This is a genomic window from Bombella sp. ESL0380 (genome assembly GCF_009725805.1).
Classification (GTDB): Bacteria; Pseudomonadota; Alphaproteobacteria; order Acetobacterales; family Acetobacteraceae; genus Bombella; species Bombella apis.
Window position 1 is genome coordinate 113,803 of record NZ_WNIH01000003.1, and the last position, 12,747, is coordinate 126,549.

At 61.1% G+C, this 12,747-nt stretch carries 11 protein-coding genes; 8 read left to right on the forward strand and 3 right to left on the reverse strand.

Annotated features, from left to right (window positions below):
- Window positions 1-3: 3 nt before the first annotated feature.
- The 3 genes from GM608_RS01745 to GM608_RS01755 all read right to left on the reverse strand — a co-directional run bounded on the left by GM608_RS01745 (window position 4) and on the right by GM608_RS01755 (window position 2,884).
- Window positions 4-939 carry a hypothetical protein gene (locus tag GM608_RS01745; protein WP_333644879.1) on the reverse strand — a complete coding sequence of 312 codons (936 nt, stop codon included), beginning with the start codon at window positions 937-939 and terminating at the stop codon, window positions 4-6.
- Complete coding sequence (locus GM608_RS01750) at window positions 936-2,219, reverse strand: AAA family ATPase (protein WP_081563380.1); 1,284 nt, start codon at window positions 2,217-2,219, stop codon at window positions 936-938. Before GM608_RS01750 ends, GM608_RS01745 begins: the two co-directional genes overlap by 4 nt.
- A gap of 83 nt (window positions 2,220-2,302) precedes the next feature.
- On the reverse strand, window positions 2,303-2,884 hold the full coding sequence (locus GM608_RS01755) for a hypothetical protein (RefSeq protein ID WP_154980972.1): 582 nt from the start codon (window positions 2,882-2,884) through the stop codon (window positions 2,303-2,305).
- A 261-nt stretch (window positions 2,885-3,145) separates the two neighbouring features.
- On the opposite strand from GM608_RS01755, the gene rimP reads away from it, so the two are divergent.
- From rimP to pnp, 8 genes are all read left to right on the forward strand, one after another.
- The gene (gene rimP, locus GM608_RS01760) at window positions 3,146-3,733 is read left to right on the forward strand and encodes a ribosome maturation factor RimP (protein ID WP_081563379.1); all 588 of its coding nucleotides are present in this window, start codon (window positions 3,146-3,148) and stop codon (window positions 3,731-3,733) included.
- Window positions 3,734-3,767: 34 nt separating this feature from the next.
- Window positions 3,768-5,309 (forward strand): transcription termination factor NusA, encoded by a 1,542-nt coding sequence (gene nusA, locus GM608_RS01765; RefSeq protein WP_043560987.1) that lies wholly within the window; start codon window positions 3,768-3,770, stop codon window positions 5,307-5,309.
- Complete coding sequence (locus tag GM608_RS01770) at window positions 5,284-5,949, forward strand: DUF448 domain-containing protein (protein WP_227449778.1); 666 nt, start codon at window positions 5,284-5,286, stop codon at window positions 5,947-5,949. Before nusA ends, GM608_RS01770 begins: the two co-directional genes overlap by 26 nt.
- Window positions 5,950-5,965: 16 nt before the next feature.
- Window positions 5,966-8,704 (forward strand): translation initiation factor IF-2, encoded by a 2,739-nt coding sequence (gene infB, locus GM608_RS01775; protein ID WP_154980974.1) that lies wholly within the window; start codon window positions 5,966-5,968, stop codon window positions 8,702-8,704.
- Entirely contained in the window at window positions 8,701-9,144 is a 444-nt protein-coding gene (gene rbfA, locus GM608_RS01780) for a 30S ribosome-binding factor RbfA (protein WP_043560980.1), read from the forward strand. The genes infB and rbfA overlap by 4 nt, the downstream gene beginning before the upstream one ends.
- Before the next feature lie 18 nt (window positions 9,145-9,162).
- The gene (truB, locus tag GM608_RS01785; protein ID WP_043560977.1) at window positions 9,163-10,137 is read left to right on the forward strand and encodes a tRNA pseudouridine(55) synthase TruB; all 975 of its coding nucleotides are present in this window, start codon (window positions 9,163-9,165) and stop codon (window positions 10,135-10,137) included.
- Window positions 10,121-10,390, forward strand: coding sequence for a 30S ribosomal protein S15 (gene rpsO / locus GM608_RS01790; RefSeq protein ID WP_043560974.1), 270 nt, complete (start codon window positions 10,121-10,123; stop codon window positions 10,388-10,390). The genes truB and rpsO overlap by 17 nt, the downstream gene beginning before the upstream one ends.
- Before the next feature lie 196 nt (window positions 10,391-10,586).
- The gene (gene pnp / locus GM608_RS01795) at window positions 10,587-12,737 is read left to right on the forward strand and encodes a polyribonucleotide nucleotidyltransferase (protein WP_043560971.1); all 2,151 of its coding nucleotides are present in this window, start codon (window positions 10,587-10,589) and stop codon (window positions 12,735-12,737) included.
- The last annotated feature ends 10 nt before the right edge of the window (window positions 12,738-12,747 follow it).

Consider the following 12,747-nt stretch of genomic DNA (forward strand, 5'->3'; position numbering starts at 1 on the left):
CCATCAGGGGATCAGCGGGTCCGGTGGCGGGGTGTGACCCTGCAACTGGTTCCCGAACCCCAGCTGCAGGGCCTTCTGCCACTCCAGCGCCCAGCTGCGCATCCTGGTCAGGAATGTTCTGGCCTCGGGGTAGGGTGACAGCGCATCCCTGGACCAGACGGGAATGGGGGCAAGCAGCTGGTGGGTCTGCTGGTCCAGTGGTGGAATCAGCGTGTCCACAAGGCCAACCTGGGCCTGACCATCCGTCGTGGTAGCGACGTGTCGCCATTGGACAGCCAGAAACAGGGGGGGGATGGGCGTGACGCCGAGGGCCTGCAAGCGGGCGATGGACTGGTTGATGAGTGGATTGGTGCTGACATCATTGCCCTGTATCACCACAGTACCAGAGCCGATGCAGTCTTCTCCTGCTGGAGAGACCGGCAGGCTGTGATTGAGGAAGTTGCGGTCATCATGGCAGATGGCCGTCACGTTCCCAGCCCGGTCCAGAGCAATGGGCTGCTGGGTTGCCTGGGCGATGATGAGGCCGGTAATGGCCCCCTGATGTGTACGGACAAGAGCCAGAAAAGAGAGGGGGGACTCGTTGCTGATCTGGGCGGAGAGAATGGGGTGCCACTCTCCTTTGGGTAGAGGAATGGTATGGCCACCCAAGATAACACGATCCCGTACAATCTCAGACATGCTGGGATATTGCAGATGCACCGGCATCGGCCCGGAGGGTGCGTTGTCAGCATCGCCCGGGCCGCCGTCTGCATGAGCTGAATCGTGAGGAGCGTGCGTTGCTGCCGGCGCCATGCCGGGGAGCCAGGGAGCCTGTTTTTTCAGCCAGGGGGTTGGGAAAAAGGCTGCCATCATCAGCCCGCCAAGCCCGATCATGAAGGAGAGGCGCCACAGGGGGGCCTGCTTCCAGAGGGAGATGCAGGTACGGAGGAGATGCTTCACAGGCTGGCCTTGTTCATTCTTTCCTGAGGCTCTTCGCTTGTTTCAGCCCGGATGCGTCCTTCTCCTTCCATGACGAGGTGGACATGGGTGCGTCCCTGCTGGCGGGCCGTGATGAGGCTGTCGCTGATCATGTCTTCAATGGACCGGAGAATATCCCGGGCACTGGCCATGCTGCCCAGTTTCTGCTGGCGTTGAAGGATTTCGAAGAGAAGGGCAGGGTCGATGCCACCGGCTTCAACATTCAGCCCGTAGCCACGGATCATCTGCTCGATTTCCAGAGCAGCCACACGGGCGAGGTCCAGCCCCCGCAGCGCACGGAACACGAAGATGCGGTCCAGCCTGTTCAGGACCTCCGGCGCAAACCCGGCCCGACGCAGGGCTTCGGTCGATTCGGCCCGCATTTTCTCGGGCTCGTCAGCCAGCCTGTCCGCAATGGCGCTGAGAGCATCCGTGGCAATGTTGGATGTCAGAACAAAGATGGCCCGTGTGGTTGGTACCAGCTCGTTGGTGGAGGCTTCCGTTACATGGCCGTCATTCCAGGCCGTAAGGAATTTCTTGAAGACGTCCGGGTGGGCCTTTTCGATCTCATCCAGCAGGACGACGGCATCGGGATTTTCCTTCAGGCCACCTGTCAGCCGCCCGAACGTGTCAGACCCAACATAGCCTTTGGGAGAGCCGAAAAGCTGTGTGGCAGCATGCGGGCTGGACATCTGGGTCATGTCGAAATGCAGCAGCGGGCGTTCCGTCTGGTTGGCAATCTGCTTGGCCAGATAGGTCTTGCCGGTACCGGGCGGCCCAGCAAGGAGGAAGACCCCGACGGGACGGTCACGGTTCTGGAGAGCCAGCCGGCGGCGCAGCTGCTGGGCAATATCCTCGCAGACCTGGTCCTGCCCGATGACACGGGCACGCAGGGCAGCGGCCAGCTCCTCAGCATTGATGGCACTCTCACGCTGCTGGCGTGCCAGCATTTCCTCCAGAGCGGTGCGGTTGGTCAGACGGCTGAGAACATCCATGAGAAGACTCTTTCTGTGGCGCAGGCCACGGCGGGCCAGACGGTCGGACGAGAGACAGTAGAACACCCCGGCAAGAGAGAGGGCAAGCCCGGCGATCCCGGCGGGAAGATAGCCGGGGCGGGCCCAGTTGGCAGCAACGAGCAGCGCATGCAGCAGCGCCGTGGGGGAGAGGTGGACCATGAGAGCCAGCTGGACAGCCGCCAGTATCAGGAAGGCCGCCATCATCAGGGGCATCATGCGGGAGAGCCAGGGGATCAGGGATTTCATCATGGGCTTCTGCATCCTGCCGGGAGGGGAACCCCCTGTTTTCACTGGCAGGCCGGGATGGGGTCAAGTCCTTTTCCTGACAGCTACTGGACAACCACCGGGATGGCGAAGGAAGGGCTGGCAGGGGTAAGGGGAGGCAGGACCACGACATTATGGAACATGTCCAGCGTTGCAATGGATACGGGGCCCATGCCTGCTGGACTGGTGCGTGTCAGTGTGACGATGCCTTCCCGGGCGATGGGGAGCAGCACGGCCTGTGCTCTGGGGCCGAGGATGATCTGCTGGCTGATGCCACTGCTGCTTACGGTCAGCATCTGTCCCGCATGGCCTGCCGCATCGGCCAGGGGGAGGGCTGCCAGCCGGATGCGGTTGTCCTTGAGTGCGGCCAGAAGGGCAGGTTTCTGCTGGGCAGGGATTGTGCTGCGGGCAATGGCCCGGGCTGCATCATCTGGGGGAAGCATGGAGAGCGGGAGTGAGCCTGCCGCCATGGGAATGGCCTGTTCCGCCGCCTGGGGTTGTGGTGTTTGCTGGGCGGCATCGTGCGGAGATGGCTGGCCATGCCATGCCAGAAGGGCGCCCCCCAGTCCCACAACGGCCGCAACCACGGCCACGGGGCGCCAGAGAGGCTGTTTCTGTGGTTCGGGAGAGGGGGAAGGCTGGTTCATGGCTGTCATTTCGCATCACCATATACCATAAGGGCAGGAAGGCAGAATGGCGTTTCTTTCATCTTTTCCCTGTCGAGCAGTTGCGGGCGGGAAGTGCTTGCATTGGGTGTGGCTCTGTCGTATCAGGGAGATGTTTTCACTTTCCGCTCTTTTGGGGGGTGGCCCTGACGGGCCGCCTTTTTTGTTTTGGATCATTTTTCCACATCGTCGGACCAGTCCGGTCCATCCGCTCCGTTTCATGAGGGTGAAAGCTCCCATGGTATCCGCCGTCTGAGCGGGCTGGAAGCACGCATTGCGGACAGGATTGCCCCGACTCTGGCCGACATGGGGTACGAGCTGGTACGCCTCTCGGTTCTCGGGCATGAGACACCGACCGTCCAGGTCATGGCCGACCGTGCCGATGGCTCGCTCATCAGTGTTGATGACTGCGAGCAGATCAGCCACGCAGTGGGCGCTGTGCTGGATGTGGATGACCCGATACCAGGGGCATGGATGCTGGAGGTTTCCTCTGCCGGGATCGACCGTCCGTTGACCCGGGCGAAGGACTGGGAACGTTTTGCCGGGCATCTGGCCAAGGTGGAGCTGGAGGTTCCGCTGGATGGTCGCAAGCGTTTTGCCGGTATTGTCCTTGGCGAGCGTGACGGGCTTGGCCTGCTTCGTCTGGATGACGGGCAGGAAGTGGCCCTGCCGCTGGATGACATGCGCAAGGCACGGCTGGTCCTGACGGATGAGCTGATTGAGGCAAGTGCTGCGCTGGCAGGCGTGGCGCAGGAAGACGAAGCCGAGGCCGATGGCAGGACCCGCCGGGCGCCAAAGCTGAAACCCAAAAAGCCGGGGAAGAAAAACTGATGACCCGTCTTATGCTGGTTGGAGGTCCGATCTGATGGACACATCTGTTACCCGTCCTGAGCTGCTTCTGGTCGCTGATGCGGTCTCAAGGGAAAAGAATATTGATCGTGAGCAGGTGCTCGAAGCCATGGAGCAGGCCATCCAGAAGGCTGGCCGTGCGAAATATGGGCATGAGAAGGACATCCGTGCCACGATCGACCGCAAGACGGGAGAGGTCCGGCTGAGCCGCTGGACGGAAGCCGTCGAGGTTGTGGAAAATGAGGATGCCCAGATTCCCCTGAAGATCGCCCGGAAATTCCGGCCTGAGATCCAGGAAGGTGAGTTTATCGTCGATCCTCTGCCGCCGATCGATTTCGGCCGTATTGCGGCGCAGACAGCCAAACAGGTGATCGTCCAGCGTGTGCGTGAGTATGAGCGCAAACGCCAGTATGACGAGTTCAAGGACCGTGTGGGTGAGATCATCAACGGGACGCTCAAGCAGACCGAATACGGCAACCTTATGGTGGAGCTGGGCGGTCAGGCCGAAGGGCTGCTGCGTCGTGATGAAATGATCCCCCGTGAGGAGTTCCGCAACTCCGACCGCATTCGTGCCTACATTTACGATGTGCGTGACGAGCCCCGCGGGCCGCAGATTTTCCTCTCCCGTACCCATCCGGGCTTCCTGGCCAAACTGTTTGCGCAGGAAGTGCCGGAAATCTATGACGGGATCATCGAGATCAAGGCCGTGGCCCGTGATCCGGGTTCCCGTGCCAAGATGGCTGTCGAGTCCCGTGATGCCTCCATCGATCCGGTCGGTGCCTGCGTGGGTATGCGTGGGTCCCGTGTGCAGGCTGTTGTGGCAGAGCTTCAGGGGGAGAAGATCGACATCATCCCCTGGAGTCCCCATGCGGCTACCTTCGTGGTGAATGCCCTGGCGCCTGCTGAGGTGACCAAGGTGGTGATGGATGAGGATGCCGGCCGGGTCGAGGTCGTGGTGCCGGATGAGCAGCTCTCACTGGCCATTGGTCGGCGTGGGCAGAATGTTCGCCTTGCCAGCCAGCTGACCCGCTGGGACATCGACATCCTGACTGAAGCTGAGGAATCGGAACGCCGTCAGGAAGAGTTCCGCAAGCGGACCAGCCAGTTCGTCAATGAGCTGGATGTGGACGACGTCATTGCCGGACTGCTGGTAACCGAGGGCTATCATACCATCGAGGACCTGGCCTATGCCGACCCGGCAGAGCTGCACGACATTGAAGGTTTCGATGAGGCAGTGGCCGAAGAGCTGATGAACCGTGCCAACAATTATCTGGCCAGTCGTGAGCAGGCGCTGGATGAGCGGCGTCGTGAGCTGGGTGTCAGTGATGATCTGGTCAATCTTGGTGTCTTCTCCCTCCAGGTTCTGGTTGAACTCGGGGAGAAGGGGATCAGGACGCTGGATGACCTGGCCGACCTCGCTGCCGATGAGCTGATCGAGCTTCTGGGTGGTGATGAGCCACTTGAGGAAGCCGAGGCCAATGAGATCATCATGGCCGCTCGTGCCCACTGGTTTGAGGGTGACGAGGGAGCTGGTGAAGGAGACTCGGGTCACGACTGAGGATCATATCCCCGATGTGGATGATGGCCCGTCCGGGCGGGGGCGTCGTGCCTCATCCCGGCGGCGCTGTCTGATCAGCCGCACACATGGTGAGCCGTGTCACATGATACGGTTTGTCGTCGGGCCCGATGGCCAGATCGTGGCGGACCTTGCCGCCCGGCTGCCCGGGCGTGGCATGTGGGTGCAGGCGGACAGGGCTGTTCTGGAAGATGGACAGCTGGCTCGGGCCTTCTCCCGGGCGGCGCGGCAGAAGGTGGACGTGCCTGTGGGGCTTGTGGAGTCTCTCAGGGATGGTTTGGCAAAGCGCCTTCTGGATGGTATCAGTCTGGGCCGACGCGCTGGTGAGGCGGTCTGTGGGTTCCAGAAGTGTCGGGAACGGATCGTTGCTGGCAGAGTCGGGGTTGTCATTTGTGCAGCAGGTGCGAGCCAGGATGAGGTGGCCCGTCTGCTGTCAGGCCAGCGGGAGCTGCCGGTGGTCTGGGTGCCGGGGGATATCCTGGCAGCGTCCTTCGGGAGGGAGCGTGCGGTTTATGCCGTGATGGCTCCTGGCGCTCTGGCAGAGCGGCTGAAGGCAGAATATAAGAGATTTGCGGGGGTGGCCGAAGGCACGCTCCCGGGCCCTGATACGGTAGGGCAGTAAGGAACAGGCAGAAATTATGAGCGACGGCAACGAGCGCAACCAGAACGGAACTCCAAAGGGGACCACCCCAAAAGAAGGGCAGGGCAAGAGCTCCGGCCGCCTGTCCCTGCGTCCGGCAGGACGCAAGGACGTGGGGCGGACCGTAGAGGCTGGCTCTGTAAGACAGAGCTTCAGCCATGGGCGCTCCAAGGAGGTCCGGGTTGAAGTGCGCAAGCCCAAGAGAAGCGGGGCCGCAGGGGGGCGTGGCGGTCGTGCCACGGCTGGTGTCCGTGGCCTGACGGCTTCCGAGCAGGAAAAGCGCCAGCGCGTTCTGGCTGAGGCCGCCGCAGAGGCTGCCCGGCGTGAGGCAGAAGAGGAAGCCCGCCGGGAAGCCGAGAAGATCCGTATCCGTTCCGCTGCTGAGGAAGAGGCCCGGCAGAAGGCTGAGGCCGAAAGCCGTCGTGCCCAGGAAGAGGAAGAGGCCCGGAGCCGTGCGGCCGAGGAAGAAGTTCGCAAGAAGGCCGAAGTTGCAGCCCGTCGCCAGGAAGCTGAACGGAAGGTGCCGCCGCCGCTGACGGGTTCCACGACCGGGGGTGTGCAGCTGGCCGAGCCGACCAAGCGTCTGCGTCCGCTGGCCGAGCGGGCCATCATGCCGAGCCGCCCGCTGAATACGGCGGCGTCTTCACGGGCTTCTTCAGCCCGTTCCAGCAATGACGCCAGCGAGACGCTGCACCTGCGGGGACGCACTGGGGCCGTGGGAGGTGCCGATGACGAGGGAGCAGGGCCTTCCCGTCGTGGCGGTGCCGGGGGCGCCCGGCGTTCTTCTCCGTCGTCCCGCCGTTCTTCGCCCCGCCGCAGCGGGGGTGGTGGTCAGGACCGTCGGTCAGGCCGTATTGACGTCCGTGCCGCCATTGAAGGTGATGACGGCAAGACCCGTTCGCTGGCTTCCGTCCGGCGTCAGCGTGACCGCGAGCGCCGTCAGGCCGAGCTGGAGCGCCTGCGTTCCGATCAGGTTCGTGTCGTGCGTGACGTGACCGTGCCGGAAACCATCACCGTGGGTGAACTGGCCAACCGTATGGCTGCCCGTCAGGGCGAGGTCATCAAGATGCTGATGAAGATGGGCGTCATGGCAACGGCTGCTCAGAGCATCGATGGTGATACGGCCGAGCTTGTCGTGAGTGAATTCGGCCATCGCATCAAGCGTGTGGCAGACAGTGACGTTGAGCTGGGCATCGAGGGCATTGAGGACAAGCCGGAGGACATGAAGCCCCGTCCGCCGGTCGTGACGGTGATGGGCCATGTAGATCATGGCAAGACCTCCCTGCTGGATGCCCTGCGCACGACAGACGTGGCTCATGGCGAGGCTGGTGGGATCACCCAGCATATCGGTGCCTATCAGGTAACCGTGGCTTCCGGTCAGAAGGTAACCTTCATCGATACACCGGGCCATGAAGCCTTCACCTCCATGCGTGCCCGTGGCGCTTCCGTGACGGACATTGTCGTTCTGGTGGTGGCTGCTGATGATGGTGTGATGCCGCAGACGATTGAGGCCATCAAACATGCCAAGGCTGCCAATGCGCCGATCATCGTGGCCATCAACAAGATGGACAAGCCTGGCGCCAATCCGGACCGTGTCCGCAATGAGCTGCTGAACCATGAGATCGTGGTGGAGAGCATGGGTGGCGACACGCAGGAGGTGGAGGTCTCCGCCCTCAAGCGTGATGGTCTTGACCGTCTGCTGGAAGCCATCCTGCTTCAGGCCGAGATTCTTGACCTGAAGGCGAATCCGAACCGGATTGCCGAGGGTGCCGTCATCGAGAGCCGCCTGGATCGTGGCCGTGGTTCCGTGGCAACGGTGCTGGTCCAGAAAGGGACGCTCAACCGGACGGACATCGTGGTGGCCGGAGCCCATTGGGGTCGTGTCCGTGCGCTGCTTGATGATCATGGCAAGCAGATCAAGAAGGCTGGACCGTCCGTGCCGGTCGAGATTCTGGGCATGAGCGGGGTGCCGGATGCCGGTGCGCCGTTTGTGGTTGTCGATAGCGAGAACCGTGCCCGTGAGATCAGCGAGTTCCGCCAGCGCAAGGCCCGGGAGAAGGCCACCGCCATGCAGGTTGCTGCCCGTGGTACGCTGGACCAGATGCTGGCCCGCATCCAGGCTGGTGAGCAGAAGGAAGTGGCCCTGATCGTCAAGGCGGATGTGCAGGGTTCTGCCGAAGCCATTCAGGCAACGGTGGAGAAGCTCTCCCATGAGGAAGTGGCCGTACGGGTGCTGAATGCCAGCGTTGGTCAGATCACCGAAAGTGACGTGCAGCTGGCCAAGGCGTCCAATGCTGTCATCATTGCTTTCAATGTGCGGGCTACCGTTCAGGCCCGTGAGCTGGCCCAGCGTGATGGTGTGGACATCCGCTACTATTCCATCATCTATCAGGTCTCTGATGATGTGGAGAAGCTGGTCAAAGGACGTATCGCACCGAAGCATCGGGAGAAGTTCCTTGGTTATGCAGAGATCCGTCAGGTCTTCAACATTACCAAGGTCGGCAAGGTTGCCGGGTGCTACGTCACCGAGGGTGTCGTCAAACGTGGCTGTGGCGTACGCCTGCTGCGTGACAACGTCGTCATTCATGAGGGTGAGCTGAGCCAGCTGAAACGCTTCAAGGATGATGTCCGTGAAGTGGCTCATAATTATGAGTGCGGCCTTTCCTTCGCCGGTTACAACGACCTGCGGGAAGGTGATGTGGTTGAATGCTATGAGATGGAAGAGATCCCGGCTTGAAGACGCGGCCTTCCTTTGACCTCCTCGGGCCGGCGGGTGAAAGCGCCGTCGGCCCAAGCACCCGCCAGCTGCGTGTAGCTGAAGAGGTCCGCCATGTTCTCGCAGAACTGTTTGCCAGAACGGAGTTCCGCGACCCGGAACTCTATGGTGTGACCATCACGGTAACGGAGGTCCGTATTTCACCGGACCTGCGCCATGCAACGGTGTTCGTCACACGTCTGGGGCGAGATGATGTTGAGGCTGTCCTGCCAGCTCTGAAGCGTGTGGCCTCTTTCCTGCGGAAACGTCTTTCCACGGCCCTGCGTCTGAGGACAGTGCCGGAGCTGCATTTTCAGCCTGATACGTCTCTGGAGCATGCGATGGAAGTGGAGAGCATCCTGCGCTCGCCAGAGGTCCAGCGGGACCTGCACCGTGACCAGGCTTTGGATGATGAAGACTGAGGCCGGGCCAGAATACTGATGGCACGCAAGAGAGGCAGGGACATTCATGGCTGGCTGATTCTGGACAAGCCATTGGGGCCGAGTTCCACAACGATGGTCAACCGGCTGCTGCGTTTTTTTGATGGACGCAAGGCCGGCCACGGCGGGACTCTGGATCCTCTGGCGTCAGGTGTTCTGCCGATCGCCTTTGGCAAGGCAACCAGCACCATTCCGTACATCATGGATGCAACCAAACGGTATCGGTTTACCCTCTCTTTTGGTGAAAGCCGGACGACGGATGACCGGGAGGGTGATGTTCTTGCAACGTCCGATGTCCGGCCATCGGATGAAGATATCAGGGCTGTATTGCCTTCGCTTTGCGGGGATGTGATGCAGGTGCCTCCAGTTTTTTCGGCTCTTCGTGTCGGTGGGCAGCGGGCTTACGATCTGGCCCGGGCGGGGCGTCCGCCGGAACTTCCCCCCCGTCCTGCTCGAATCGATTCGATTACTCTCGTGGACCGCCCCGATGCCGATACGGCCGTTTTTGACGTCCAGTCAGGCAAGGGGGTTTATATGCGGTCGCTTGCGCGGGATATTGCTCTGGCCTGTGGTACTGTGGGGCATATCTCTGTTCTGCGGCGCACAAAATGCGGGCCGTTTGATCTTTCCCATGCTTGTTCAGCAGAACAGTTAGGGCTGGACAAAACGGACGAAACTAGAGACAAGGCATGTGTTCTTCCGGTTCCTCTGCTGGAGGCGGCGACCGCGCTGGTCGACATCCCGGCGCTGGCCGTCACGAAAGCGGAAGGAAAATCCCTGATCTGTGGGCAGGCTGTCACGCTGGCCCATCTTGAGGGGGGCGTGCCTGATGGGGTGGAGACTGTTCCACTCTGGCGGGTCATGATCGGGGAGCATGTCATCGGGCTGTGCCGGGTTGCCGAAGGGCGGTTGCGGGCAGTCAGAATGTTGGAAAATCATTTGTTTTTTGGAGAACAGGATGTCGATTACAGCTGAACGTCGCAGCCAGCTTATCGCTGAATACCGTCGTGCCGAAGGTGATACGGGCTCCCCGGAAGTGCAGGTCGCCCTGCTGACCGAGCGCATCGTGAACCTGACCGAGCACATGAAGAGCCACAACAAGGACTTCCACTCCCGTCGTGGTCTGCTGATGCTGGTCGGTCGCCGTCGTGCGCTGCTGGATTATCTGAAGCGCAAGAGCGAAGAGCGCTACAAGACTCTGATCGAACGTCTCGGCCTGCGCCGCTGATTTTCGACCTTTCTCCGGGGGAGAGGTCTCCCCCGGATTTGGGCCCGGGTTGAGCTGCCAGAAAACGCTTTTCCGGCGTTTCAGGCCACATGGTGTCATGACGCGTCTGGTGCGTCATCCTCGCCATGCCGTCCGAAACGCTGTTTGTAGTCTGGTACCGGTCGGGCCGTGATTATTGCTTCCGGAGGAAGACAGAATGTTTGACAATTATTTCCGCAAAGAAATTGAATGGGCCGGCCGTCCGCTGGTGCTTGAGACGGGCAAGATTGCCCGTCAGGCTGATGGGGCCGTTGTGGTCACCTATGGTGATACGGTCGTGCTCTGTACTGCCGTTGGTGCCAAGACTGTGAAGCCGGGGCAGGATTTCTTTCCGCTGACCGTGAACTATCAGGAGAAGGCCTACGCTGCAGGCAAGATTCCCGGCGGGTTCTTCAAGCGGGAAGGCCGCCCGTCCGAGCATGAGGTGCTGTCCTCCCGTCTGATCGACCGGCCGATCCGTCCGCTTTTCCCGGACAATTTCCGGAACGAGGTTCAGGTCGTTGCCACGGTCCTCAGCCATGACATGGAAAATGATCCGGCCCTGGTGGCTCTGATTGGCTGTTCCGCAGCGCTGACACTGTCCGGTATTCCCTTCTTCGGTCCGGTTGGGGCTGCCCGTATCGGTCACATTGATGGCAAGTTTGTTGTCAACCCGACCCTCAGCCAGGTGAAGGACAGTGTGCTGGACCTCGTGGTGGCTGGTACGTCCGAGGGTGTGCTGATGGTTGAGTCCGAGGCGCAGGAGCTCTCCGAGGATGAGATGCTCGAGGCTGTCATGCTGGGTCATACGGCTTTCCAGCCGGTGATTGATGCGATCATCGACCTCGCAGAATCGGCTGCCCGTGCCCCGTGGGACCTGCCGGAGGTCTCCAAGGAAGAGGTCGCCCTGCGCAAGCGTGTGGACAAGGTGGGCAACAAGCTGATTGCCGAGGCCTACAAGGAACGCCACAAGCAGGCCCGCGTGGAGAAGGTCGCCGCAGCTCGCGAGAAGATCGTGGCCACCCTTGAGGAGGAAGGCTTTGATGCCGAGCTGGCCAAGCCGATGATCAAGGATCTGGAGGCACAGGTTGTCCGTGGCACCATCCTGAAAACGGGCATCCGCATCGATGGCCGTGACACGAAGACGGTGCGTCCCATCATGGCTGAGGTTGGTGTGCTGCCCCGCTCTCATGGGTCTGCCCTTTTTACCCGTGGCGAGACGCAGGCGCTGGTTGTCGCCACCTTGGGGACAGGTCAGGATGAGCAGGTGATTGATGCGCTGGAGGGGGAATACCGGTCCCGCTTCATGCTGCATTACAACTTCCCGCCGTTCTCCGTTGGTGAGTGTGGCCGCATGGGGTCTCCGGGCCGTCGTGAGATCGGACATGGCAAGCTGGCATGGCGTGCCATCAATCCGCTCCTGCCGTCCAAGGAAGATTTTCCGTATACGCTGCGTGTCGTTTCCGAAATTACGGAAAGCAACGGCTCTTCCTCCATGGCTACGGTTTGTGGAACGTCCCTGTCCCTGATGGATGCCGGCGTACCCATGCCGCGCCCGGTGGCTGGCATTGCCATGGGCCTTATCAAGGAAGAGCGTGGCCATGCTGTCCTGACAGATATTCTTGGGGATGAGGATCACCTTGGGGATATGGACTTCAAGGTTGCTGGTACGTCCGAGGGTGTGACCGCTCTCCAGATGGACATCAAGATCACTTCCATCACGCCGGAAATCATGAAGGTGGCGCTGGAGCAGGCCCGTGAAGGCCGTCTGCACATTCTTGGTGAAATGAGCAAGGCCCTCTCCGAGGGACGCTCCGACGTGGCTGGCAATGCACCGAAGATCACGACCATGACCGTTCCTGTTGCGAAGATCCGTGATGTGATCGGATCGGGCGGCAAGGTCATTCGTGAGATTTGTGAGTATTCTGGCGCCAAGGTTGATATCGGGGATGACGGCGTCATCAAGATTGCTGCTGCCAGTGATGAGCAGGCCCAGAAGGCCATCAGCCGCATTGAGGGCATCGTGGCGGAACCGGAGATGGGACGCATCTACGATGGGAAGGTTGTCAAGACGGCCGACTTCGGTGCGTTCGTGAACTTCCTTGGCCCCAAGGATGGTCTGGTTCATATTTCCGAACTGACGGATGGTCGGGTCGCCAAGACAACGGATGTTGTCAAGCAGGGTGATGCCGTCAAGGTCAAGGTCATTGGTTTTGATGATCGTGGCAAGGTGAAGCTTTCCATGCGTGTCGTGGACCAGGAGACTGGTGCGGACATTACGGAGAGCGTTGGCGCAAAGCCGGGTCGCCCTCGTCGTGATGCGGAGTAAGGATGTGTGA

Excerpts from the sequence above, each read along its gene's own strand:
- rpsO (WP_043560974.1), top strand. The coding sequence starts at position 10,121 with ATGTCGATTACAGCTGAACGTCGCAGCCAGCTTATCGCTGAATACCGT.
- pnp (WP_043560971.1), top strand. The coding sequence starts at position 10,587 with ATGTTTGACAATTATTTCCGCAAAGAAATTGAATGGGCCGGCCGTCCG.
- GM608_RS01750 (WP_081563380.1), bottom strand. The coding sequence starts at position 2,219 with ATGAAATCCCTGATCCCCTGGCTCTCCCGCATGATGCCCCTGATGATG.
- nusA (WP_043560987.1), top strand. The coding sequence starts at position 3,768 with ATGGACACATCTGTTACCCGTCCTGAGCTGCTTCTGGTCGCTGATGCG.
- truB (WP_043560977.1), top strand. The coding sequence starts at position 9,163 with ATGGCACGCAAGAGAGGCAGGGACATTCATGGCTGGCTGATTCTGGAC.
- infB (WP_154980974.1), top strand. The coding sequence starts at position 5,966 with ATGAGCGACGGCAACGAGCGCAACCAGAACGGAACTCCAAAGGGGACC.
- GM608_RS01755 (WP_154980972.1), bottom strand. The coding sequence starts at position 2,884 with ATGAACCAGCCTTCCCCCTCTCCCGAACCACAGAAACAGCCTCTCTGG.